Origin of the sequence: Calothrix sp. FACHB-168, from assembly GCF_963889195.1 — a bacterium.
Taxonomy (GTDB): Bacteria; Cyanobacteriota; Cyanobacteriia; order Cyanobacteriales; family Nostocaceae; genus Aulosira; species Aulosira anomala_A.
Window position 1 is genome coordinate 121,730 of sequence record NZ_CAWPNJ010000052.1, and the last position, 24,652, is coordinate 146,381.

A 24,652-nucleotide genomic window follows, 5' to 3' on the forward strand; every position below is an offset into this window, starting at 1 on the left:
GTGTAAATTATGATTTCCTGTTTTATTCTGCTTTGCACCATAACAGCAAGTTAAGCTTTTATGCCCCCATATCAAATATATTCGCGTTCAGGCTATCTGCGGTCAAGAGTCCAAAGTCCCAGCAAATCAATCACGAAAAAATCTCACAATCAAGGATGAAAATTCTTCTCCCCCTAGCCTAAGCGCCCCTATTTTCAAGGGCATTGCTGAATAAAATGCTCCCCCTGCATCTTCTGCTTCCTTGCTTCTGGCTTCAATTCATTCCACTTTTGTGCAACGCCGATAATTTCTGTTCTGGCAGTCGCTAAATGAGAGTGCATGTTAATTTTAGGCGATCGCTGACAAACTGATAGATTACACACTCAGCTGGGCAATATAACTTAGGATGTATTCTACAACACTTGTGTGATGAATAGTGATTAATTAAGTTATATAAATCTGGGTGATTATTCATGGCAATATCAATAAAAAAAGGTTTTTGGCTGTATCCGTATTTGAGTATGTTTGGCTTATGTTTAGTAGGTAATATCACACCAGTAGTGGCATCTGTACCAGTGACAACCCCGATTTTATCTACGACTGTTGCAACTAACTTGCTAGAGGAGGGACGCAAGTTTTACAATGGGGGACAATTCACTGAAGCTATCAAGGCTTGGCAAACAGCCGCAAAACAGTATCAAACTCAAAGCGATCGCATCAATGAAGCCCTGAGTTTAAGTTATCTTTCCTTGGCACAGCAAGAACTAAATCAATGGGAAGCAGCCAGCCAATCAATTGAGCAAAGCCTCAAACTCTTGCAAACAGCTAAACCTGCGGCTGATGCGATTTTGTGGGCACAGGTACTCAATACCCAAGCAAATTTGCAATTGCACAATGGTAAAGCCGAAATCGCCCTAGAAACTTGGCAACAAGCACAAAAATATTATGAGCAAGCAGGGGATAAAATGGGCAGCTTGGGGAGTCAAATCAACCAAGCTCAAGCCTTGCAAACTTTGGGATTTTATCGGCGTTCTAAACAGCAACTAGAGACGCTAACACAGAAGCTACAAGCGACACCAGATTCGGAAGTGAAAGTAAATGGCTTGCGATCGCTCGGTTTGGCATTGCAAATGATTGGTGAATCTGGCAAAAGTCAACAGGTGTTAGAGCAAAGTTTAGCGATCGCCCAGAAAATTCAAATCACGCCACAGTTGAGTTCCATATTGCTAAATCTCGGCAAAACTACCATTGACTTGCAAGATCCGCAGAAGGCATTCGATTATTTTGAACAAGCCCAACAGTTAGCTGTCAATCCCAGCGATCGCTTACAAGCACAATTAGCCCAGTTTAAACTTTTCCTAGACTACGACAAGCCAGAACTGGCTACTCCCCTAGCACCGCAGATACTCCAACAGCTAGGAGAATTACCTCCCAGTCATACATCTCTCTACACAGCGATTAATTTTGTTGCTAGCTTAAATCGCTTGTCAAATCCACAGCAAATTGTACCGTTAAAAGATTTAGCACAACTGATGGCAGTCACAGTTAAGTCTGCCCAGCAAATTCAAGATACTCAAGCAGAAGCTTATGCATTGCATCAGTGGGGAAAACTCTATAGTCGAACAAAACAATTCTCACAAGCACAGGAATTAACGCAGAAATCCCTCAACATTGCCCGTCAACTCCAAGCTGAGGATATTATTGCCCAATCTGCTTGGCAGGTGGGACAACTATATAAACAACAAGGCGATCGCCCCAAAGCCATTACTGCCTATAGTGAAGCAGTCAAAGCTTTAAAATCAATTCGCCGGGATTTGGTTGCAGTCAACCCCGATATCCAATTCTCTTTTCGCGAAAGTGTGGAGCCTGTGTACCGGGAATTAGTCGCTTTACTGCTAGATAATCAACCCACCCAAGCATCGCTGATGCAAGCGCGGGATTTAATTGAAGCCTTGCAAGTTGCCGAACTCGATAATTTTTTCCGGGAAGCGTGTTTAGATCGAGCGCAGCAAATTGACCAAGTAGATCCCCAAGCCACTGTAATTTACCCAATTATCTTACCTGATCGCCTAGCGGTAATTCTCTCCAAAACCGGACAACCTCTGCGTTATTACGTCACATCAAAATCGCAAACCGAAATTGAACAGACTCTAGGTAATTTGTTAGCTAGCTTTAATCCCGTTTCCGATGCGAAAGAACGCGATCGCCTTTCCCAAGAAATTTATGATTGGTTAATTCGTCCGGCAGAAACGGATCAAGCCTTTAAAGATAGTAAAACCCTGGTATTTGTTTTAGATGGACGCTTACGGAATATCCCGGTAGCCGCCTTGTATGACGGTCAGCAATATTTGATTGAGAAATATGCAGTTGCTCTTTCTCCAGGAATGCAATTAATGGCGGCGCGATCGCTCCAGCAAAATCGTATCGATGCGATCGTTGGTGGTATCAGTCAATCCCGTCATGGTTTTAGTGCATTACCTGCTGTGGAATCAGAAGTCAAACAAATTTCCCAAGCTGTACCATCTTCCCTATTGCTCAACCAACAATTTACCAGTCAAGCCTTAGCCGAACGGGTCAAATTTAGTCGTGCTGATGTTGTTCACCTCGCCACCCACGGACAGTTTAGCTCTCGTCTAGAAGATACCTTTTTACTGACTTGGGATGGGGAAGTCAATATTAAAGAATTGTCCGAACTCCTGAAAAATCGAGGTAACGATGCATCAAAAGCCATTGAATTGCTTGTACTCAGTGCCTGCGATACCGCCACTGGCGACGATCGCGCCGTTCTCGGACTAGCAGGTTTAGCTGTCAAATCAGGCGCTCGTTCCACCCTCGCCACTCTCTGGCCAGTCAAAGATAAAGCCGCAGAAATGCTGATGACGCGCTTCTATGACCAATTGCGACAGCCTAAAATCACTAAAGCAGAAGCCTTAAGGCAAGCCCAAATTAATCTAATTCGCCAAACGGATTTCCGCGATCCTTTCTTTTGGTCTGCCTTTGTTTTAGTAGGTAATTGGCTCTAATTACGTAAAATTACTGAATTTAATTTGGTAGAATTTGCATGTTATTTTACATGTTAAAATACGGATTCATTGTATATTTCTAGTAGGTATTTACTCTTTTGGCTTTTTATCTAGAGATATCTGCAAACTTCTTCCCACAGTCGCGATCAAAATACTTAGTATTACTTACTCTCACCTGAGGTGCAAGCTCATGAAACGTCGATATGTAGCTAGTACATTGAGCGTTATCGCTCTACTGGCTAGTAGTACATGGAACAGTGCCTATGCTGTAAAATTTACTCCACCAACTAATAATGGCGCTCCTAGACAAGCCACAGGGGGCGCTTCTCGCGGCAACCTGTTTACACCGAGATCGGGAAAAGGCGCACCTAGCCAAGCCACAGGCGGCGCTTCTCGCGGCAGCCTGTTTACACCAGCTACTGGTAAAGGTACGCCCCAACAAGCAACAGGGGGCGCTTCTCGCGGCAACCTATTTACACCAGCTACAGGCAGGGGTACGCCCCAACAAGCAGTAGGGGGCGCTTCACGCGGCAACCTATTTACACCAGCTCCAGGTAAAGGTACACCCCAACAAGCAGTAGGCGGAGCTTCTCGCGGTGAATTATTTACACCAGCTCCAGGTAAAGGTACACCCCAACAGACCGCAGGCGGTGCGGCTCGCGTTGGTACTTATTACCTAAATCCCTCAGATGTAGGTGCAGCAGGCCCAGCCGCCCTAATTGCCCTCCTACCTGAGAACTTCTATGGCACAACAGTGTCTGAACGTCCGACAATTTTGGTGTATGTACCTGTTTCTAATGCAGAAGCAGCTGTGTTTAGCCTCAAAGATGAAGCTGGCAATACACAGTATCAAATGACCATTCCCGTTGCCCAAACAGCAGGAGTGATCGCCGTCAAATTACCAGCTGATGCACCAGCTTTAGCCGTTGGTAAAAACTACCATTGGTTTTTAGCGATTAAAGTTGATGGACAACTCAGCCCCAGTACACCTTATGTTGATGGTTGGATTCAACGCATTCAGCCCAGCGCCGAGTTAGCAGCAGCAATGCAGCAAGAAGATGCCCTAAAGCGGGCTACTGCTTTAGGGCATCATGGCGTTTGGTATGACTGTGTAGAAACCCTTGCAGCTTTACATAGTGCCCAACCCACCGATGTGAATCTACGCAAGCAATGGGAGGAACTGCTTTCTTCAGTTAGTTTAAAAGATATTGTTACAGCAAACATAGCAGTATCGACGAATTAAAAGATTGGGCATGGGGCATGGGGCATTGGGCATTGAGTATTTACTGAGTTATCTTGACTGCTCCCTAGCCTCTAGTCTCTAGCCCCTAGTCCCTAGCCCCTAACCTCAACCTATGGCGCAAATATGTGGCGCAAATTTCAAACCATAATCCAACGTACTCGTAGTATTTTGATTATTACTCCCACTGTTGCCTTAACTGTGATTGTCGGGCAATCTTTGGGATTTTTCAATTTACTTGAATGGAAAATTCGTGATGAATGGGTTCGTCAGCGATCGCTCGAAACTATCGCTGAGGAAATTGTCATTGTCTCGATTGACGAAAAAGATATCCAATCGGTGCGGAAATGGCCTGTTCCCGACTGGGCTTTAGCAAAATTATTAGATAAAATTCGGGCACAGCAACCCAGAGTCATCGGTTTGGATATCTATCGAGATTTACCAGAAGGAACTGGACATGAGGAACTGCTGAAAGTCTTCCGCACCACACCTAATTTAATTGGTGTGGAGAAAATCACCGGGGAACGTGTGAAGCCACCACCAGAATTAAAAAAGCTGGATCGCGTAGGATTAGCAGATTTAGTTTTAGATGGCGATCGCTTTGTGCGCCGTGCATTGTTAACAGCCATTGATGCTCAAGAGCAAGATACCCTCAAAGCTGGTTTAGCAACAATGGTGGCGCTCAAGTATTTGGAAACTGACAAGATTAGTTTAGAAAGTATTGACCCCCAGCAGCAAAAGTTTCAGTTAGGTAAAGCCATTTATGTACCATTGAGCAATCAAGAAGCAGGTTATGCTGATGCTGATATAGGTGGATATCAAATTTTACTTAATTGGCACGGTTCTGAAGTTGCATTTCGCACAGTCTCAATGCGCGATGTCTTAGCTGGAAAAATTCCCGCCAATCTGATGCGCGATCGCATGGTATTTATTGGTTCTTTTGCTTCGAGTACCAATGATTTTTTTAGTACCCCTTTCTCTTCTGGGTTATCTGCTCAAAAACCTACCCCTGGTGTAGTTATCCATGCCAATATAGCCCATCACTTGGTAACCTCAGCCAAAACAGGTGAAGGCACCTTGCATGGTATTTCTGGCAAGTATGTGTCTTTATGGATTGTTTTTTGGTCTGTAATGGGTTCTGCTGGTAGTTGGCTATTATCCAGTAGCAAATTGCGAATTCCTGGAGGTAAAATTCTCTGGGCAACTGTGGGTATGAGTTGTCTTTGTTTAGTTGGTGGCTATGGGTTATTTTTAAAGGGAATTTTAATTCCTGTAACACCCGCTTTAGCTGCATTTATTAGTAGTGTAATTGCCACAATTAATGCCTATAAACAGCAACGTTTAGAGGAAACTAATCAGCAGCTAGAAATTGCTAACGCTCAATTATTAGACTATTCCAAAACTCTCGAATTTAAAGTTGAAGAGCGCACTCACGAACTACTAGAAGCAAAACAAGCTGCTGATGCGGCTAACCAAGCTAAAAGCGAGTTTCTCGCGAATATGAGTCATGAGCTACGCACGCCGCTTAATGGCATTTTGGGTTTTGCTAAGGTGCTAGAAACAGCACCAAATATGACCAAGAAAAATCTCGAAGGCATCAGCATTATTTATCAATGTGGCACCCATTTGCTGATGTTAATCAATGATATTCTTGATTTGTCAAAAATTGAAGCACGTAAATTAGAATTAGTGGCGACAACTGTAAATTTAACTAGTTTTTTACATGGAGTTACGGAAATTTGCAGTATCCGCGCCACTCAGAAAGGAATTGCATTTCATACTGCGATTGATGAACAATTACCTGTTGCCATTCAAGTTGATGAAAAGCGGCTCAGGCAAGTGTTAATTAACTTACTAGGTAATGCAATCAAATTTACAGAAAATGGTAGCGTTACTTTGAAAGTTGAACTGATCAATCACGAATTACAATCAATCACAAATGATAACGAACAAACACAATATATTCAGATTCGCTTCCAAATTGAAGATACAGGTATTGGCATGTCTTCAAACCAACTAGAGAAAATATTTTTACCCTTTGAGCAAGTAGGTGAAGCAGGAAAAAAATCTGAAGGTACTGGTTTAGGATTAGCCATCAGTCAAAGAATTACCACATTGATGGGAAGTCAAATTCAAGTGCAAAGTCGCTTAGGTGAAGGTAGCGTATTTTGGCTAGATTTGACGGTTAAAGCGCCAGTTACCCATGATTGGCAGATTGCTACAATTAGTCCCCATCAAGAGAAAATTATCGGTATTCGCGGTAGTAAACCACAAATTTTGATTGTTGATGATGATAGTAATCATCGTTCAATGTTAACCAGTTTACTGCAAGGAATTGGTTGCCAAACTTTGGAAGCAACTGATGGTAAACAGGGATTAGAAATCGCCACTGAACATCACCCAGATGTGATTGTGTTGGATTTAGCTATGCCGAATATGGATGGCTTTGAACTGATGGTACATTTACAACAGAATGCGCAAACTTCTAATCTTCCGATTATTGTCTCTAGTGCCAGTGTATTTGAGGAAAATCGCCAACGGAGTTTACAAGCAGGCGCAACAGCATTTTTACCTAAGCCCCTGCAAATTGATGAACTATTTAATGCAATGCGATCGCTCCTGAAAGTTGAATGGATTTATGCTCAATCTGCACCTAATCCCGCATCTTCTCCATCTCAGCAAACAGGCGAGATAGAATTAGTTCTACCATCACAAGAAGTGTTGCAGCAACTATATCATTTGGCCATGATGGGAGATATCCCCACGATTGAGGGAATTATAGAAGAGTTAATTCAGCAAAACAGCCAGTTAACTCCTTTTGCCACTGAGTTAAGTAAACTCACTAGCAGTTTTCAAACCGCAAAAATTCGTAAATTCCTCAAATCTTTTGTCACAACGGAGTCACATCAATGATTGCCGATCCGCTCACACAACCCATGCATATTCTGGTGGTGGATGATAATCCCAATAATCTCAAAGTCTTGGCAGAAGCTATTCTCGGATGTGGCTGGAAAGCACTCATGGCTACAGATGGAGAATCAGCGATTGAACAAACAGAATATGCTAATCCCGATTTAATTCTCTTAGATGTGATGATGCCGGGTATTGATGGGTTTGAAACTTGTCGGCGATTAAAAGCTAATCCCCATACTCAAAATACTCCAGTTATTTTTATGACGGCTTTAGCTGATGCTACAGACAAAGTTAAAGGATTGGAAATTGGTGCAGTTGATTATATTACCAAACCTTTTCAACAAGAAGAAGTCATTGCTCGACTAAAATTACATTTAAAAATTTCTCATCTGACACGTACATTAGAACAACGAGTGCAAGAGCGCACCGCCCAATTAACCAAATCTGTACAAGACTTACAGCAAACCCAATTACAACTCGTGCAAAGCGAGAAAATGTCCACATTAGGACAATTAGTCGCAGGTATTGGACATGAGATTAATAATCCTGTAGGTTTTATTAGCGGTAATTGCTCTCATATTGAGCAATATATCAACGATTTGCTGCGGCTGATAAATCTCTATCAAGAAAAATTACCCGATCCAGATCCAGATATTGATGAGCTAGTGGAAGAAATCGATTTAGACTATATTACTGAAGATTTGCCTAAATTGCTGGCATCAATGAATCAAGGAATTAACCGATTAAAGGAAATGAGCTTATCGTTGAGAACTTTTGCCCGTGCGGATATCTCATCAAAAATAGATTATCAAATTCATGAAGGCATAGATAGTACTTTAATGCTATTACAACATCGGCTCAAAGGTAATGGCGATCGCTCTGCAATCAAGGTTGTGAAACAATATAGCGAATTACCGCCTATTGCTTGCTATCCTGGACAGCTTAACCAGGTATTTATGAATATCATCGCCAATGCTATTGATGCCTTTGAAGAATGTCACGATCGCCAACATGCTTTACAGACAAATACTAAACCACAAACTATTACCGTCACCACATCTGTCAATCTACAAACAGAAACTGTGACAATTTCCATCCAAGATAACGGCCCGGGGATGGTTCCTGAAGTGCTAGCGCGAATTTTTGAGCCATCGTTTACCACTAAGCCTGTAGGTAAAGGAACAGGGCTAGGATTAGCTATCAGCCACCAGATTATAGTCAGTAAACACAACGGCCAAATTAATTGCCTATCCCATCCAGGTCAGGGTACATCATTTATCATCACTCTGCCAATTTAAATCTTGTAGCGATCGCAATCAGATTCGTCTGTTCAATTTTCTCGCAACTAAACTTAGCACAACCTTTCATTCCTTCCTAGCTCATTCTCTGCGTACCTCTGCGCTTACCTTTGCACCCCTACCCTGCGGGAAGGCGAAGCGCCTATGCGTTTAAATTTTCGCCCATGCTTCTAGCTTTATGGCGATGGAACCGTTGATTACTTGATAGAAATCTATCTGTCAATATGATTTATGAAATTCCTAATTATTGATTATTCTCAATTTTTGTAATTAAAATTTATAAAAATTAAAGTTAGTAATTTATTTTTTCAGTAAAGTATAAAAATAGGCACGAATTCTTAGGGAATGCGCGATTTTTTTCAAGTAATCACTGCTAGTTTTGCAATTAATCGTCAGTTGTAGTAAATACTTTTAGTAAATGTTAACTTTTTCAAAATTTCTCCCGAAATACCGTATCTATGAATAGACTGTTTTTCAGTATAGTAAGTTACTAATTTAGGAATTTGCTAAATGAATGTACAAAACAATTATCTTTCTCGGCTCAGTAATTCCAATATCAAAATCGGTTAGCCATAAATCTAGTTAGTTCCATCAGTCATTACCAAAAGCAGCTATATCTAAGTTGTTTTAAACATCTGAACTTTAGGCTATGGGTGCTTGAGTTCTCTTTTCAGATATTCCCAGACAATGCTAATTTTTTAATTGGGCTACTAAACCTAAAACACAGCTTTTATTAAGAGTTTTTTCCTTCCGTCCGCTACCTTTGTGGGTAACTTGCAGATAATATTAAGGTTTGTTAAGAATTGGCAACAATCAATTCATTTTTCTGCCAAAAGAATTGATCCCCAAAAACTTATGCTGCGTTTTGTGTAGTTTCCTGATACTAAATTGAAAATTTGGAATAATTGAAATTAGAGAAATAAAACATCGGTATATTCCCACTCTAGTAAGTGCTGTTTCTAAAATTTATACCTGGTTTATGTATAAATTTTAATTAATACATCAACAGCACATAGATGTTTAATGATTTTGCCGAGATAGCATTTTAGATTCAGGGTTTGGCCATCTCTTAATGTAAATCATTTCTAGTTGGTTTTCATGGCAAAAGTACCACCTAGAACATTTACTCATGTACAAATTACTAACCGAATAATAGAGGAGATGAAATTTATGAAAACAGTAGTGAACTTAACACAACAATCAGTCTTAGGAGAGATTGAAAGTGTATTAGATACATATCCATATCATCCTTATCAACAAGCGTTTGCAATTCCTGACTTACGCCAAGAGTTAATCGCCTTTGTTCTCAGCCGAATTCCTTGTCTTTACTACACAATTGCCGAAGGATTACCCTTAGATGAAGCAGAAAAGGAGTGCTTACTCAACTATAAAAGACCTCGCAGTGCTTTAGAGCAGCAACTTCACGTACAAAATCTGATTCATCAAGGAATTTACGCGATTTTCAAAGACAAGTCAGACTGGATTAGTCATCATTTATGCGAAAAAGTTCAGCCTGGTTTAGAACCATCTCACTGGTTTGGCTGAAATTTGGTGAATGATGAGGAGTTTTTTTAACTCCTCTGGATTAACTTTTGACTTTTAGCTGATTTTTCAATCTATTAATAAATAGAGACTATGGAAGGGAGACAAGGGAGACAAATAACAAATGACCATTGACTATTGACCATTGACCATTGACCATTAAAATTTAACTACTCCTCAATATTTTCTAAAGCATCAGGCTTATGAGCCGCTTCTTTTCCTGTTTTGTCGCTTTTGACTAAATATTGGGGATTGTCTTTATCAGCAGCAACATGATGTCCTTTAATATCTGTAGGGGAAGTCAATTTTTTTTCAACTTCGCCAGTGGTTTCACCTTGGGCTGTATTCCACTTCACCTTGTCGCCCTTGTTAAACTTTTCTGTCATAATTTTTCTTTGATACTGTTTTATACCTGCTCATTATGTTGACTGAGTTAGGGTAATTAATCAGTCGCAAGATATAAAAACCGATAATCATTTACATTGCTTAATGTAGTTGGGTTTTCTTGCACCCACTTAGTTGTCGTACCGTACAGCTAATCACGAGATAATTTCATACAAATTTAAATAGCTTTTGCGACACATCAATACATTCTAGAGGGCATGGCAGTGCCATGCCCCTACAATCTGTCGCATGTTAACTGGCTCCCATGCTCTGCGTGGGAGCGATGATCCTGAGGCTCTGCCTCAATTTATCAGAAGACGAGGCAGCAGCCCACGAATATGCATTTCCAGCCAGAGGCTGGAAACGATATAGAGAAAGGTTTTTAGCTTAAGTTGACACCAATGGGCACTGCCATGCGCCTACAATCTGTCGCATGTTGATCGTTGTCAATTGTGCTACACCTAGAGTTATTATCTTGAGGATGTGAATTGCAATCGGTTATTTAGGTCAGTTGTATGGCAGATAATAAAGCAAAAAAAATTCCCCTAGTTTTACAGATTAAAGGGTCGGTTCTCAAAACAATAGCTAAAAATGTGATACTATGTGGAGTTTTTGGCACTATTGTTTCCATACTTTACTATTTTAAACTTCCCGTTTCCCAACCTATTTTAGGCAGTGTAATTCCGAGTATTGTTTTAGGTTTATTGCTGGTTTTTCGGACAAATACAGCATACGAACGTTTTTGGGAAGGGAGAAAAAGCTGGGGTGCGATAGTCAATACCACGCGAAATTTGGCGCGACAAATATGGGTGAGTGTTGAGGAGGTTGCCCCGGAAGATAGTAAAGATAAAAAAACTGCTTTATATTTATTAGTAGCTTTTGCTGTGGCGACTAAATTGCATTTACGGGAAGAACCTGTAAATCATGAGTTAAAAAAATTAATGCCAGCTTCGATGTATTTGGAATTAAAAATTATGAATAATCCCCCCATCGAGGTGGCATTTTGGATTGGCGATTATTTACAAGGACAATATAATCGCAATCGCTTAAATAGCTACCAGTTAATATCTATGCAAGAGTTATTGAATAATTTGGTAGATAATTTAGGAATTTGCGAGCGAATTTTAAGAACACCGATGCCACTTGCTTATGCTATTCATCTCAAGCAATTGTTATTACTTTACTGTTTGTTGCTACCTTTTCAAATGGTGAGTAGTTTGGGTTTGTGGACGGGTTTAATTACTGCTTTAGTTAGTTTTACTTTATTTGGGATTGAGGCTATTGGTTTAGAAATCGAAAATCCTTTTGGTTATGATGCTAACGATTTACCTTTGGATGGGATTTGTCAGACGATGAAGCGCAATATTGATGATTTAATTAGTCTAACTCCCAATATGCGATCGCACTTTGCTAATTTATCTAACACCGAAGATATCAGCCTGGGGAACTAAAAGTTATAACCGCCGAATAGCAATTTCTAACCCCTCACAGACACCAGCAAGAAAATCTAAATCTAAAGTCGCGATCGCATCACTCGGTTTATGATAATGTGGATTGCGCATAAATGCCGTATCTGTGACCATAATTGCCGGATAACCTGCATCCCAAAACGGTGCATGATCGCTGAGTCTAGTTTGTCTGACAATTAAACCACGATTCGGTACTGGTAGCCATTGACTAGATATACCAGCTTGGCGAATACTGCGACTCATACTAAATAAGTCGGGTATTGTCCGCAAATTTCCAATTAAAGCAATAAAATCTCCCGTATTGGGGTAAAACTTCTCTAATGGTGGTGGATAGCTTTGGCTACCAGGGGTAGAATCTTTATATCCCAGCATTTCTAAAGATAACATCAAGCGTAAGGGTTGGTTTTGCTGGCGTAACAAAGCTGCATAATCAGCACTACCCAATAAGCCGTATTCTTCCATATCAAACGCCACCAGCCGCAAAGGATATTTAGCTGGTTGCGCTGCAAATTTACTTGCTAATTCCAATAAAACCGCCACGCCAGTAGCGTTATCATCTGCTGCAACTGTACCCGGTACACCATCGTAGTGCGCGCCAATTAAAATCGGTGGCAGATTTCGTTTTTGTCGTTTAGCTTCAGCCGGTAAATTTAAAATCAGATTTTGGCAGGTTTTACTCCCCGCTTCAAAGGTGTGGATTTCCACACTTCCCCATTGAGCAAATTGCTGCCGAATATATTCTTGGACAAAGAAATGTCCCGCCGTCGCCATGTAGGGATCGCGTTCTCGGGCAATTGCTGTAAGGTAAGTTTGTAATCTGGTTTTTAAATCCAATTTTTTAACTATTCAGCAGCTAGGCGGGAAAAATTCGTAACGGAGGGGGGGACAAGGGAAGGGAAGGAAAGGAGGACAAGGGAAGGAGAATGACTCATAACAAATGACAAATGACAAATGACAAATGACAAATGACCAATGACCAATGACCAATGACCAAGCACCTTTGAACACACCAACCATTGTCAATGTTATCCTAGTCTTGCAACTAACTAATTTAGCTAAAATCCCGATCCTGTCTACTTTAATAATGACTATTATACCTTTGAGGGGTTTTTACCCTAAAGGAAAAAGCTAGAGGCATTCTCGCCTAATCATAATATATATAGTAAGACACATTTAGGAGAAGAGTAACGCATGGGCAAGGTAGTCGGCATCGACTTGGGTACAACCAACTCAGTAGTCGCCGTGATGGAGGGTGGCAAGCCGGTGGTGATTGCCAATGCAGAAGGAATGCGCACAACCCCCTCCGTTGTTGGCTTTAGCAAGGAAGGCGAAAGAGTTGTCGGACAAATGGCGCGGCGACAAACTGTGCTGAATCCCCAAAATACTTTTTTTGCGGTAAAACGCTTTATTGGGCGTAGATATAGCGAGCTAAATCCGGAATCGAAGCGTGTACCTTATACTATTCGCAAAGACGAAATTGGTAATATTAAAATTGCTTGTCCCCGGTTGAATAAGGATTTCGCTGCTGAAGAAATTTCGGCAATGGTGCTGAAAAAATTGGCGGATGATGCTAGTACCTACCTGGGCGAACAAGTTACAGGGGCAGTTATTACAGTTCCTGCTTATTTTAATGATTCCCAGCGCCAAGCCACTCGCGATGCGGGGAGAATTGCTGGTTTAGAAGTGTTGCGGATTCTTAACGAACCTACCGCCGCTTCTTTAGCTTATGGCTTGGATCGGGGGAGTACGGAAACTATATTAGTATTCGATTTAGGTGGCGGAACATTTGACGTATCGATTCTAGAAGTTGGTGATGGGGTTTTTGAGGTTAGAGCCACTAGTGGAGATACGCAGCTTGGTGGTAATGATTTTGACAGAAAAATTGTTGATTGGTTAGCAGAGCAATTTTTAGAAGCAGAAGAGGTAGACTTAAGACGCGATCGCCAAGCTTTACAAAGGCTGATGGAAGCGGCAGAAAAAGCGAAAATTGAACTTTCTGCTGTGAGCGTCACTGATATTAATTTACCTTTCATCACCGCGACTGAGGACGGCCCCAAACATTTAGAAACCCGCATCACTCGCGCCCAATTTGAGGATTTATGCGGCGATTTGGTAGCACGTTTGCGCACCCCAGTTAAACGCGCTTTAAAAGATTCCGGTCTTTCACCCGCAGATATTGAAGAAGTAGTATTAGTAGGCGGTTCTACACGCATTCCCATGGTGAAGCAGTTAGTGCGCGATTTAATTGGGATAGAACCGAATGAAAACGTTAACCCCGATGAAGTTGTCGCAGTTGGTGCGGCGATTCAAGCCAGTATTTTGGCTGGGGAACTGAAAGATGTGCTGCTGTTGGATGTTACGCCGTTATCTGTGGGTTTAGAAACCATTGGCGGTGTGATGAAAAAATTAATTCCCCGCAATACTACCATCCCAGTCCGCCGTTCTGATATCTTCTCTACATCAGAAAATAACCAAAATACTGTGGAAATCCACGTAGTACAGGGCGAGCGGGAAATGGCAGCTAATAACAAGTCTTTAGGACGGTTTAAGCTGTATGGTATCCCGCCAGCACCGCGAGGGATTCCCCAAATTCAAGTATCATTTGATATTGATGCTAACGGTATTTTACAAGTCACAGCTTTAGATAGAACTACAGGTAGAGAGCAAAGTATTACCATCCAAGGTGCTTCGACTTTGAGCGAGTCAGAAGTTAACCGGATGATTCAAGAAGCGCAAAAATACGCTGATGTTGACAGAGAACGCAAAGAAAGAGTAGAAAAACGCACTCGATCTGAGGGTTTGATTGGTCAAGCCGAACGCCAACTCAGAGAAGTAGCGTTAGAATTTGGAATGCAGTTTGCGCGGAGTCGTCGCCAACGCATTGATAATATCTCTCGCGAACTGAAGGATGCATTAAAAGATAACGACGATCGCGGAATCGATCAAGCTTACGCCGATTTGCAAGATGCTTTGTATGAATTAAACCGGGAAGTCCGCCAGTATTATGCTGAGGACGAAGACGACGATTTATTTGGTACAATTCGCGATATCTTCACTGGTGGCGATAAAGAACGCGATCGCGATTCTCCCAGAGATTCATACTGGAATGATTCTTTTGGCAGAGGTGATTCTACCAGGGATTATGGCCGAGACTCCAATAGAGACTCAAACAGAGATTATGGCAGGGATTCTACCAGAGATTATGGTAGAGACTCAAACAGAGACTATGGCAGGGATTCTACCAGAGATTATGGTAGAGACGCCAATAGAGATTACGGCAGGGATTCTACCAGAGATTATGGTAGAGACGCCAATAGAGAATATGGCAGGGATTCTACCAAGGATTATGGCCGAGACTCAAATACAAACAGAGACTATGGCAGGGATTCTAACAGAGATTATGGACGAGATAATCGTTCCTCAGGCGATCGCTCTTCGCGCAAACCTCGCCCCAGCTACCAAGATAACTGGGATGATGATGATGACGATTGGTTGTAGTATGCAAACAAACGAGTGAAATTGCATCAAAATTCGGATTTGGTAATTGGTAATTGGTAATTTGTTAGTTAGTCAGCTAATCACGAGAAAATCTCACAAGCTAGGATGAAAATCCTTTTTCCCTAGTCCCTAAGCTGACAACTAACAGCATCCATGACTGATTACCAAAATCTCAAATCTAAAATTTAAAGTTGAATAACTGAACTATGCAAAATTTGCAGAATTTCCGCGATTATTACGAAATTTTAGGAGTACCTAAAGAAGCTTCAGGTGAGGAAATTAAAAAGGTTTATCGCCGTTTAGCCAGACAGTATCACCCTGACTTAAACCCAGGAAACAAAGCTGCTGAGGAGAAATTTAAGGATATTGGCGAAGCTTATGAAGTCCTTTCCGATCCAGCCAAGCGATCGCAATACGATCAGTTTAGCCGCTATTGGAAGCAAAAAGGCTTTAATAAACAAACGCCAAAGGCTAAAGATTGGAATAATCGCCCGAATAACCGCACTCAAGAAGTAGATCCTAGCCAATTTGCAGATTTTGAAAGTTTTATTAACCAAGTCATTGGTGTTGGTGTAGGGCGAAAAAGCAGCAAAAATGGTGCAGCTAGCAACACAGATAGCGATCCGTTTCGTTCGACTAAAAGTAGAGTTGAATACACAGTACCTAAAAGCCAACCGCGTCCCGCTCGTCGCGATATCGAAGCGAGATTGACTCTACCATTAGAAAAGGCTTATGTTGGTGGTAATGAACGCATTCGCCTAGAAGATGGGCGATCGCTAGAAGTTACTATGCCGATGGGAATGGTTACAGGTCAAACTATCCGCCTGCGTAATCAAGGCATTGGTGGTGGTGACTTATACTTAAAAATTACCGTCGAACCCCATCCTTTATTTAAATTAGATGGTTCTAATATCTTTTGCCAAGTACCTGTAACTCCCAGCGAAGCAGTCTTAGGGGGACAGGTAGAAGCGCCAACTTTAGATGGCCCTGTAAAAATGACCATTCCGCCAGGGGTGAGATCCGGTCAAAGATTTCGGTTAGCAAATAAAGGTTATCCTAGTGAAGCGGGTAAACGTGGCGATCAATTAGTAGAAATTCAAATTGTCACGCCAAAAACTATTAGTGACGAAGAAAAAGAACTTTACGAAAAAATTCGCCAAATTGAAACCTTTAAACCCCGTGCAGATTTAATCGGTTTGGGATAAGACTGTGGATATTTAATAAAGAATAATTTGCTTGTAGATGAAGTAAAAATTCATCTATGTTTATTCGCGTGCATTTGTTGTTATATATTTTTATGTATTAATTTTAAGTGATAATCTGTATACAGAGATAAGGGACTTCCAAGAAATAAATTATCCAATCTTGTGGGGTGGGCAGCGTTCGACTGAGCGCTCACGCCGAAGTCTTGCCCGCCTTTGACTATGGGCGGGCGAGACGCCCACCCCACAATCAATAGTTGTATATTTTTTTATTTGGAAGTCCCTTGGGTATTTAAAAAATTGGATGTCCCTAGGCAGTCTCGATTTATAATGATGTAGAGAAAAATTAGCAAGCAATGAATTTTAAATATATCAAACAAAAAATTTACCAGATTATCAAAGTTATCTCTCTGGTACTGATATCTAGCGTCATAGGTTTAGAATTAGAAAATATTTATTTAATTGCTAATAATATGAGTTTACCTAGCGCCCTAAATCCTATTTTTTGGATTGGTCGCTTTGCTGTTACTGCTCATTTAATTGAGGCGATTATTGCAGGTTTTTATGCTAATTCTAAACAGAAAATGGCAATACAATATACTATTTATACTTTCTTTGTCGGGACAGTTGGGTTATTAGAATTATTTGAGAAAGAAGAATAGAATATTTTATTTTTTCGCGCCTATAGGATTCATACTTGATTTCTGAAATAGACGCACCCTACACATACTTGTACCAATTGGAAAAAAGAATGCGACAGATTGTAGGGGCACTGGCACTGCCATGCCCTCTAGAATATTTTGATGTGTCGCCAAGATTATTGAAATTGGTATTATACCAATTGGAAAAAAGAATGCGACAGATTGTAGGGGCACTGGCACTGCCATGCCCTCTAGAATATTTTGATGTGTCGCCAAGATTATTTGAATTGGTATTAGATTTTTCAATAATCAAATCGGATTCCTATATTTATACCAAGTGCAATTATATTGGCGACACATTAATATACTCTAAGAGGGCAAGGCAATGCCTTGCCCCTACAGAACGCATATTTCACCATATTTAATGATGAAATATGCGCTCTTATTTATCATTTGGTGATTTTTGAAAATCAGCAATTATCGAGCGATGTTACCAATTTGATTCCAAGCATTGACTACTTGCAAAAGATTTTGTGGTAAGCTCTTTTGAGAAGCATCGTTATATCTCACTGTGCCTTGGGTACTGGTGAGGGTATAAGTAATAAAATCAGCTGCGCCTGGGGGTGCTGGATAACTCAAATTTTTGTATTCACCAAAACGCGATCGCTCAATTAACTGTTCAAATTGTCGCACTTGTTGGGGAGAAATGCGGCGCACGCTGCGAGAAGAATCGTTAGCATCGCCAACCCGCACTCTAATCAAGGTTCCATCTTTGAGTAAAACAGTTTCATAGGTGATAGCAGCAAAGCCACCACTAGAAATTTGGCGAAATACCACATCTCTATCTAAAGGTAATGGGATTTCATTTGTAGGAATTGGTACAGCGTCACCTGTATTGTTACCCGTACCGCTATCAGATATAGGATTATTCCGCAGTCGATTCCAAGCTTTGATGACATTGCGTAAATCGCTGGGTAACTGATCCTGAGAAATATTATTGTATTTAACAGTACCATCTACACTGGTGAGAGTGTAAGTTACGTAATCAGCAGCGCCAATAGGTGCGGGGTAACTCAAATTTTTAAACTGTGTAAATCTGCTGCTAGCTAACAATTGTTGAAATTGTTGTACCTGTTGCAAAGAAACTCGGCGTACTCTGCGTTCAGAATCGTTAGCATCGCCAATTTTCACTCGAATCAAGCTACCATCGTCGAGTAAAACTGTTTCATAGGTAGCGCCAGTCAAACCCCCACTAGCAATTTGGCGAAATACCACATTTCTATCTAATGGTGCTGGGAGTTCGTTTTGGGGAATGGCTACTGCTGTGAGTTTACCACTATTGGTATTTCTATTCGGGCGATCGCGATTTACCAAATCGACTTGAGAACCAGTTTCATCGCTGAAAAACACCCAAGGACTAATTCTATTATTTGATTTAACAAATACTTCCCAACCAGATATTAATACAGGATCGCAAGGATTGGGAAATGTTGACTGTTCGCAACCCCGAGCAAATTTCTTCTGTTTATACGCAACGATGTTGAGGGTGTTGATAGGTAACCCGGAAACCTGGGAAGCTTGACGCAAAACCGCATCTCTCACTGTTTGGGGTAATTGCTGACTTGTAGTTTGGCTAGCGTTTTCATTTAAACGTATTGTAGAACCTGTCTCATCAGTGTGATAAACCAAAGTTTGTCCCACAGCTGCCACCACTACCCGCCAACCTGGTACTATAGCTCTCAGACAACTTTCAGCAGCAGTACCTAATTCTAAACAGCCATCGTTCCAATTTTGTGGTTGCGCTTGAATAATTTTTAGCTGAGAAATCTGTTGTTGCAATTTTGTAGACGCAGCTTGTAAAACCGCATTGCTCACCGATTGTGGTAATTGGGTAGTCGGGTTAGTTGTCGGATTTTGTGCTGTAGCTAGCCGGATAGAACTGCCGTTATTATTAGTGTGATAAACCCAGTTTTGTCTACCATCAGAAATCACAAATCGCCAACCAGGAACTATCGCTTGGGTACAAAATTCATCTGGTTGAGGTAGTTCTAAGCAGCCATTGCGCCAATTGTGTTGACTGTAATCAGTTAGTCGCAGTTGATTGCGATTAATTCCCGTTCTGCGCGACACATCTTGAATAACTGCATTTACTATTGAACGTGGTAATTTATTTTGTCTAATATTTTGTTTATTGACTGTGTTTGTCGTCTCTGGAGACTGCGCCAAAGCAGCAGCATGACTACTTTTAATAGATGTGAACCCGCTACCAACAGATAAAATTCCCGTTAACACTAAAGCAGTGAAAATCCTAGCGCGATCGCTGGTAGAATGATTACCCATACAGCCTTTCATAAAATACCTCAATTGAAACCTATACCCTTTTAGGCTTGAAAACATTAAACCCTGACTAATAACTAATAACTAATAACTAATAACCAATTAAACCTTGTCCATTTTGAAATCAGGAGTAGTGCAGGCAGCGTTCGACTGATAGCTCACGCCGAAGTCTTGCCCGCTACTACCACCAGGGAGCAAGATGCTCCCACTACTTTTAAAACTATGGTTCTCAAAATAGATGTGGTTTACTATTGACTATTGACTATTGACTATTGACTATTGACTAGAAATTAAACAAGCGTCTATCTTCTGTTGCAGATGGGAAGATAGACGCCTATAAGTTTATAGTTTGTTCCTGAATTATTGGAGCTAGTACCACTATGCACAATTCGTATTTAGGCTTTCGCCGGGGTTGAAAATACTTTTAATGCAAGACTTTAGTTTGACCATAGCCTCATGCTCAGTCAACTTAAACCTTAAAATCTACAATAATCCACAATTGTATTAAGCATTGAATATTTATTGATGGTTTGGCGCATCAAATTTGATATAGCTAATTTTTTGCCTTTTTAGGTGCAAATCTCACATTAATCTGATATCTGGATCGCTAGCGCCAAAAGTCTTAAGCACTAAGAGCTTGTTGTTCCACTGTCTGCGAGTTTGGGACATCAAATCTAATAGTACTGGCTGCCCAGTCTTTGAGATCGGGTGCTAACCAAACTAGTTTGCGCAGAATTTCATCATTTACCCACAACACCAAAGGACAATGAAACTGTTTGCGAAATTCATCTCGCATCAGATTGGTACTAATGATCAGTTCATTAATATCAATTACAGATTCTAAACCTCTGACCATCAAAACTTCAGGTTGAGCGACGCCGACTGTCGTTGAAATGGTTGTATAAAGTGTTTCAGTTGCCGGTGGTAGGACAATCTCTTGGATTTGTGCTGATGAAAACTCTGTTAACAGATTCAGTACTTGCTGTTGCCTGTGGGCAGAATTGCAAGATACCAAGATTAATGAAAATGCACCAGCAGAAACCATCAACGCTCTTGCGAGTCGTTTGGTGGAGGCGATGGTACTCCCCATACCATCTTGTGAATTGTGAAAGCTGCTGATCATTATAAAATCCTGCCTTTGGTCTTTAAAAGTACCTTAGCCTTTTCAGTTTAATTCGCTCACCAACTAGTTATCCAATGTAATTCTAGGTAAAATTGGATAACATTTTATTTGATGACCTACAGTAATGATACGCATGATTTAATATTTGAGGGTGGAGTGTGTGACCCCACATTTACGGAAAAATAACGTAAATGCATGTAATCGAAATTACAAATAAGCCAAATTCACACGTTCATAGAGTAATTTATAGACAAAAATCCAGGTATGTTACATTACTTTGCCTGCATCAATCAAAAATAAAATTAGAGATTTTTTTTGGTGAAATATCCTATAAAGAGTGTTAATTATAAACTTACATCATCAGCATACATTCGTGACAACAATTGGTATAAATATTTAAAAAGCCATAAAACAAGCAATTCTATCAGCATGTATTAATGCAACTTCTGGTGGATGATTAAAGTCATGGTTTGTGTATGACAAAGCTTGTAACAAATGATGAAGAAACTGGTGAAGCGGTTAGCGACTGTTGTGAGAGGGAATTTTTACCAAACTAGCAAGCGGGGATTATTTGCAATTATTGTAGTTTTGAGCATGGTGGCGAGTTTCATGCTTTCTTTCCCGTTAAATGCTCAAACTCCCATTTCTCCTCCTGTGCGATCGCCAGGAACGGAATTAAGAGGTGTATGGTTAACTAATATTGATAGCGATGTTCTCTTTGAGGGAAATCGTCTTAAATCTTCTTTACAAAAACTCAAAGAACTTAACTTTAATGTTGTTTACCCCACAGTCTGGAATTGGGGTTATACCTTGTATCCTAGCAAAGTTGCTGCCTCAGCCATAGGGCGATCGCTCGATCCCACACCGGGATTGCAAGGGCGAGACATGCTCAAAGAAGTGGTAGCAGAAGGACACAAGCAAGGTTTAAAAGTTATTCCTTGGTTTGAATTTGGCTTTATGGCTCCAGCTGATTCCCAATTAGCCAAACGTTACCCCCAATGGCTAACCAATCGGCGTAACGGAACGCGGATTGTTAAAGAAGGTACCCACGACCGAGTTTGGTTGAGTCCCTTTCGCCCAGATGTGCAAAAATTTATCCAAGATTTAATCGTGGAAATTGTCAAAAACTACGATATTGACGGGATTCAATTTGATGACCATTTTGGCTTACCCTCAGAGCTAGGCTACGATCCTTACACGATAGCTCTCTACAGAAAAGAACACCGGGGACTTGCACCTTCTAACAATCCAAAAGACCCAGAGTGGGTAAGCTGGAGAGCCAATAAAATTACCAACTATATGAAACAGGTATTTACAGCTATCAAAGCCGTGAAAAAAGACTGTATAGTATCTGTAGCGCCCAATCCCCAGCGTTTCTCTTACGAATACTTTTTAGCCGACTGGCAGAAATGGGAACGCATGGGATTAGTCGAAGATTTAGTTTTGCAAATATATCGGGATGATTTGAAAGTATTTGTCAAAGAATTAGAGTATCCCGAAGTTATAGCGGCTAAAAAGCATATACCGGTGAGTATCGGCATATTATCTGGGTTAAAAGGTAGATCTGTACCCATACAACAAATTCAAACACAAGTACAAAAAGTACGCGATCGCAATTTTGCTGGCGTCGCCTTCTTTTTCTACGAAACCCTATGGAACATGAGTAAAGAAAAACCTTTAGATAGGCAAACAGGATTACAGCAAATCTTCCCCAACCGCACAACCTACCCCAATTTACTCGCCGGCTGGAAACCGTAAGAAGCAGGGGAGCAGGGAGCAGGGAGCAGGGGAGAGATGAGACTAAAGTAAGCAAACTATTGTTATTTTCCTCATTCGCTACAAATGTAGGTTGGGTTGAGGAACGAAACCCAACACCCCAACGCCTTGTATATGTTGGGTTTCACTCCGTTTAACCCAACCTACTAGCGTGTCTAGACTAAAATGTGGCAATATAATTTTCTTGTGGGGTGGACATCTTGTCCGCCCAAGACGGGCGAGACGCCCATCCCACAAGAGTTTTATTAATGCATCATTTTAGCCTTGTCGCGCCACTACGCATCTGTCGCATTCTTGTTTAAAATTGGTATTACAAAAAATAAATTACCCATATTTCGTAGTGTGAGCAGCGTTCGACTGAGCGCTCACGCCGAAGTCTTGCTCGCTGGTGTTCAAAAGCGAGCGAGACGCTCGCACTACAAATTTATTGGGTATTTAAAACATTGGATGCCCCTAGCCCCCAATTCCCAAGCGCCCAGCCAAGCCAGGTGTCAGGGGAAGCAGGGTGGTAATCATTAAAAATAGCGCTAACAGCCCTAAAGCCGCCCTTGCATCATCGGGTTCGCTAATTTCATTCAAGCTGGGGCGTTCTAAATCCCGTTGTAAAAACAGAATTAAAATTGCCCAATACATCGCCAAAGGATTAGCCAAAGATACAATACCTAGCAAAATCAAAGTTGCTAAGGTGGCTCTACCTGCGGTTTTACGTCCATAAATTGCTTGGACAATCCGCCCACCATCTAATTGTCCGGCTGGCATTAAGTTTAACGCGGTGATGACTAACCCTAGCCAACCAATCACCACTAAAGGATGAACGTTTACCAAAGGTGAATGTAAAGCCGAACCAAGGACAACTCGCGCCAAGCTACCGACTAAAATTGAACCTTGAAAAAACTGATTGGGAATTTGAAATAAACTGCCGGGATGAGATAGCAACAAACCAACAATCAGCATGAGTAAAGAAACTATACCACCAGCCGCAGGCCCCGCTAAAGAGATATCAAATAAAGCTGTGCGGTTGGGTAAGAGTGACTCAAAGCGAGTAATTGCCCCAAAAGAGCCGATTTGCACTGCTGGGAGAAAAAACGGCCAGCTAAGGCGGACTTGGTGACGTTGCGCCAGTACCCAATGACCAATTTCATGGGCTACCAAAATTGTTAATATGCCAATACCTATGGGTAAAGTTTCTACTAAGCGTTGTGTTTGTGCTAATAAATCAAAACCCAGGAGTATTCCCGCAGCTTCCAAACTGGTAGTGATAGTGGCGATAAATAGGATACCCGCAAATACTTTTTGGGGTAAAGATGCGGGGCGCGGATCGTTGCGACTAGGGAGGACAATAACTACAGGCTTACCATCTGTATTTTCTACCAAAAATAACCGATAGCGATCGCCTATACGCTCCTGTAAACTTTTACTCAAGCGAGTGTGGATTTCTTGCGCTTCTCCCCGCAAGTTACCTTTAAAAATTACCCCTTCCTGGTAAGGAATTGTTTCTGTAGCAAAAAATGTGTCAATCCCAAAAATCCCTTTAATTGCACTCAAATCATCTTCGGGAATTGACACCACCTCAATTTTTATTTCCCCAACTCCCACAGGAGTTTGAGAAACTGGTGCGGTATTACCTTCCGATGAAGCTTCAGCTGCTAACCTTTGGTTTGCTCTTTGCTTAATGAGTTCATCTTGTCCGGCTGAACGCAATTGCTTTCCTAAATAGACATACAACCCAGCCGAACCTACTACCAAAAACAATATACCCACTATGTTGATGTAAATTCCGGCGGCAAACAAGCCAAAAAACAACAGCCAAGGAGCCATCAACACCACCGACTGTAACCAGGCCAAGATTCCCAGCTTACCAAAAGGTCTAGCGCGATAAAAGCCCCAACCCAAAATGCCAAAAGCTACCAGGACAGTTGTTGTAACGATAGAAGTTTCTGATAGAGTAAACATCTCCAAACCTTTGATTTTGAGACCGAGCTAGTACAGCTGCGGTATTGCAGGTACATTATTTAATCTATAACGCCGTCTGTGGCTTACCCAAGTTTTAATCAGAATTTCTGCTTTTTCGCTCAGGGGTTAGGTGTGAGGGGTTAGGTGTGAGGGGAGAGAGATTTTAATATTTCAGGACTTACGCAAAATACCTTTGAAACTCCTATTTCTTCGTGTCCTTCGTGTCTTCTCTGCGAGACGCTACGCGAACGCGGTTCGATTCTTCCGTAGTTTG

17 protein-coding genes are annotated in these 24,652 nt (G+C 41.3%); 11 read left to right on the forward strand and 6 right to left on the reverse strand.

What is annotated here, in order from left to right:
* Positions 1-194: 194 nt before the first annotated feature.
* Positions 195-362, reverse strand: a complete 168-nt coding sequence (locus tag AACW45_RS28030) for a hypothetical protein (protein ID WP_339385098.1) — start codon at positions 360-362, stop codon at positions 195-197.
* A gap of 90 nt (positions 363-452) precedes the next feature.
* On the opposite strand from AACW45_RS28030, the gene AACW45_RS28035 reads away from it, so the two are divergent.
* The 5 genes from AACW45_RS28035 (at position 453) to AACW45_RS28055 (ending at position 9,998) form a co-directional block, all read left to right on the forward strand.
* Entirely contained in the window at positions 453-3,002 is a 2,550-nt protein-coding gene (locus tag AACW45_RS28035; RefSeq protein WP_190629402.1) for a CHAT domain-containing protein, read from the forward strand.
* A 190-nt stretch (positions 3,003-3,192) separates the two neighbouring features.
* A complete protein-coding gene (locus AACW45_RS28040) occupies positions 3,193-4,245 on the forward strand; it encodes a DUF928 domain-containing protein (protein WP_190629404.1) in 1,053 nt (350 codons plus the stop codon).
* Between the two features lie 123 nt (positions 4,246-4,368).
* Positions 4,369-7,155, forward strand: a complete 2,787-nt coding sequence (locus AACW45_RS28045; protein WP_190629407.1) for a CHASE2 domain-containing protein — start codon at positions 4,369-4,371, stop codon at positions 7,153-7,155.
* Positions 7,152-8,453 carry a hybrid sensor histidine kinase/response regulator gene (locus AACW45_RS28050; protein ID WP_190629409.1) on the forward strand — a complete coding sequence of 434 codons (1,302 nt, stop codon included), beginning with the start codon at positions 7,152-7,154 and terminating at the stop codon, positions 8,451-8,453. The genes AACW45_RS28045 and AACW45_RS28050 overlap by 4 nt, the downstream gene beginning before the upstream one ends.
* Before the next feature lie 1,170 nt (positions 8,454-9,623).
* Positions 9,624-9,998, forward strand: coding sequence for a hypothetical protein (locus tag AACW45_RS28055; protein ID WP_190545213.1), 375 nt, complete (start codon positions 9,624-9,626; stop codon positions 9,996-9,998).
* Positions 9,999-10,165: 167 nt separating this feature from the next.
* On the opposite strand, the gene AACW45_RS28060 is transcribed toward AACW45_RS28055, so the two are convergent.
* Complete coding sequence (locus tag AACW45_RS28060; protein ID WP_190629411.1) at positions 10,166-10,381, reverse strand: hypervirulence associated TUDOR domain-containing protein; 216 nt, start codon at positions 10,379-10,381, stop codon at positions 10,166-10,168.
* 513 nt (positions 10,382-10,894) lie between these two features.
* Here AACW45_RS28060 and AACW45_RS28065 point away from each other — a divergent pair.
* Complete coding sequence (locus AACW45_RS28065) at positions 10,895-11,830, forward strand: bestrophin family protein (RefSeq protein ID WP_190629413.1); 936 nt, start codon at positions 10,895-10,897, stop codon at positions 11,828-11,830.
* Between the two features lie 3 nt (positions 11,831-11,833).
* Here AACW45_RS28065 and AACW45_RS28070 read toward each other — a convergent pair whose 3' ends face one another.
* On the reverse strand, positions 11,834-12,682 hold the full coding sequence (locus tag AACW45_RS28070) for a M28 family peptidase (protein WP_190629415.1): 849 nt from the start codon (positions 12,680-12,682) through the stop codon (positions 11,834-11,836).
* A 145-nt stretch (positions 12,683-12,827) separates the two neighbouring features.
* Between AACW45_RS28070 and AACW45_RS28075 the strand changes: the two genes are divergently transcribed.
* The 4 genes from AACW45_RS28075 (at position 12,828) to AACW45_RS28090 (ending at position 17,210) form a co-directional block, all read left to right on the forward strand.
* Positions 12,828-12,980 carry a hypothetical protein gene (locus AACW45_RS28075; protein ID WP_190629417.1) on the forward strand — a complete coding sequence of 51 codons (153 nt, stop codon included), beginning with the start codon at positions 12,828-12,830 and terminating at the stop codon, positions 12,978-12,980.
* Between the two features lie 59 nt (positions 12,981-13,039).
* Positions 13,040-15,346, forward strand: a complete 2,307-nt coding sequence (gene dnaK / locus AACW45_RS28080; protein WP_190629419.1) for a molecular chaperone DnaK — start codon at positions 13,040-13,042, stop codon at positions 15,344-15,346.
* 206 nt (positions 15,347-15,552) lie between these two features.
* Positions 15,553-16,551, forward strand: coding sequence for a DnaJ C-terminal domain-containing protein (locus AACW45_RS28085; protein WP_190629421.1), 999 nt, complete (start codon positions 15,553-15,555; stop codon positions 16,549-16,551).
* A gap of 353 nt (positions 16,552-16,904) precedes the next feature.
* Positions 16,905-17,210: a hypothetical protein gene (locus tag AACW45_RS28090; RefSeq protein ID WP_190629423.1), complete on the forward strand. Its 306-nt coding sequence runs from the start codon at positions 16,905-16,907 to the stop codon at positions 17,208-17,210.
* Positions 17,211-17,666: 456 nt separating this feature from the next.
* On the opposite strand, the gene AACW45_RS28095 is transcribed toward AACW45_RS28090, so the two are convergent.
* Positions 17,667-19,529: a hypothetical protein gene (locus AACW45_RS28095; protein WP_339385099.1), complete on the reverse strand. Its 1,863-nt coding sequence runs from the start codon at positions 19,527-19,529 to the stop codon at positions 17,667-17,669.
* Between the two features lie 619 nt (positions 19,530-20,148).
* Complete coding sequence (locus tag AACW45_RS28100) at positions 20,149-20,649, reverse strand: hypothetical protein (RefSeq protein ID WP_190545232.1); 501 nt, start codon at positions 20,647-20,649, stop codon at positions 20,149-20,151.
* A gap of 498 nt (positions 20,650-21,147) precedes the next feature.
* Here AACW45_RS28100 and AACW45_RS28105 point away from each other — a divergent pair, with 498 nt between their 5' ends.
* On the forward strand, positions 21,148-22,407 hold the full coding sequence (locus tag AACW45_RS28105) for a glycoside hydrolase family 10 protein (RefSeq protein ID WP_190629614.1): 1,260 nt from the start codon (positions 21,148-21,150) through the stop codon (positions 22,405-22,407).
* A gap of 471 nt (positions 22,408-22,878) precedes the next feature.
* Here AACW45_RS28105 and AACW45_RS28110 read toward each other — a convergent pair whose 3' ends face one another.
* On the reverse strand, positions 22,879-24,378 hold the full coding sequence (locus AACW45_RS28110; protein WP_190629427.1) for a site-2 protease family protein: 1,500 nt from the start codon (positions 24,376-24,378) through the stop codon (positions 22,879-22,881).
* Positions 24,379-24,652: the final 274 nt, after the last annotated feature.

Coding starts and splice junctions, on each gene's coding strand:
- AACW45_RS28055 (WP_190545213.1), top strand. CDS start 9,624: ATGAAAACAGTAGTGAACTTAACACAACAATCAGTCTTAGGAGAGATT.
- AACW45_RS28065 (WP_190629413.1), top strand. CDS start 10,895: ATGGCAGATAATAAAGCAAAAAAAATTCCCCTAGTTTTACAGATTAAA.
- AACW45_RS28110 (WP_190629427.1), bottom strand. CDS start 24,378: ATGTTTACTCTATCAGAAACTTCTATCGTTACAACAACTGTCCTGGTA.
- AACW45_RS28095 (WP_339385099.1), bottom strand. CDS start 19,529: ATGGGTAATCATTCTACCAGCGATCGCGCTAGGATTTTCACTGCTTTA.
- AACW45_RS28045 (WP_190629407.1), top strand. CDS start 4,369: ATGTGGCGCAAATTTCAAACCATAATCCAACGTACTCGTAGTATTTTG.
- AACW45_RS28105 (WP_190629614.1), top strand. CDS start 21,148: ATGAAGAAACTGGTGAAGCGGTTAGCGACTGTTGTGAGAGGGAATTTT.
- AACW45_RS28035 (WP_190629402.1), top strand. CDS start 453: ATGGCAATATCAATAAAAAAAGGTTTTTGGCTGTATCCGTATTTGAGT.
- AACW45_RS28085 (WP_190629421.1), top strand. CDS start 15,553: ATGCAAAATTTGCAGAATTTCCGCGATTATTACGAAATTTTAGGAGTA.
- dnaK (WP_190629419.1), top strand. CDS start 13,040: ATGGGCAAGGTAGTCGGCATCGACTTGGGTACAACCAACTCAGTAGTC.
- AACW45_RS28040 (WP_190629404.1), top strand. CDS start 3,193: ATGAAACGTCGATATGTAGCTAGTACATTGAGCGTTATCGCTCTACTG.
- AACW45_RS28075 (WP_190629417.1), top strand. CDS start 12,828: ATGACCAATGACCAAGCACCTTTGAACACACCAACCATTGTCAATGTT.
- AACW45_RS28050 (WP_190629409.1), top strand. CDS start 7,152: ATGATTGCCGATCCGCTCACACAACCCATGCATATTCTGGTGGTGGAT.
- AACW45_RS28100 (WP_190545232.1), bottom strand. CDS start 20,649: ATGATCAGCAGCTTTCACAATTCACAAGATGGTATGGGGAGTACCATC.
- AACW45_RS28090 (WP_190629423.1), top strand. CDS start 16,905: ATGAATTTTAAATATATCAAACAAAAAATTTACCAGATTATCAAAGTT.
- AACW45_RS28060 (WP_190629411.1), bottom strand. CDS start 10,381: ATGACAGAAAAGTTTAACAAGGGCGACAAGGTGAAGTGGAATACAGCC.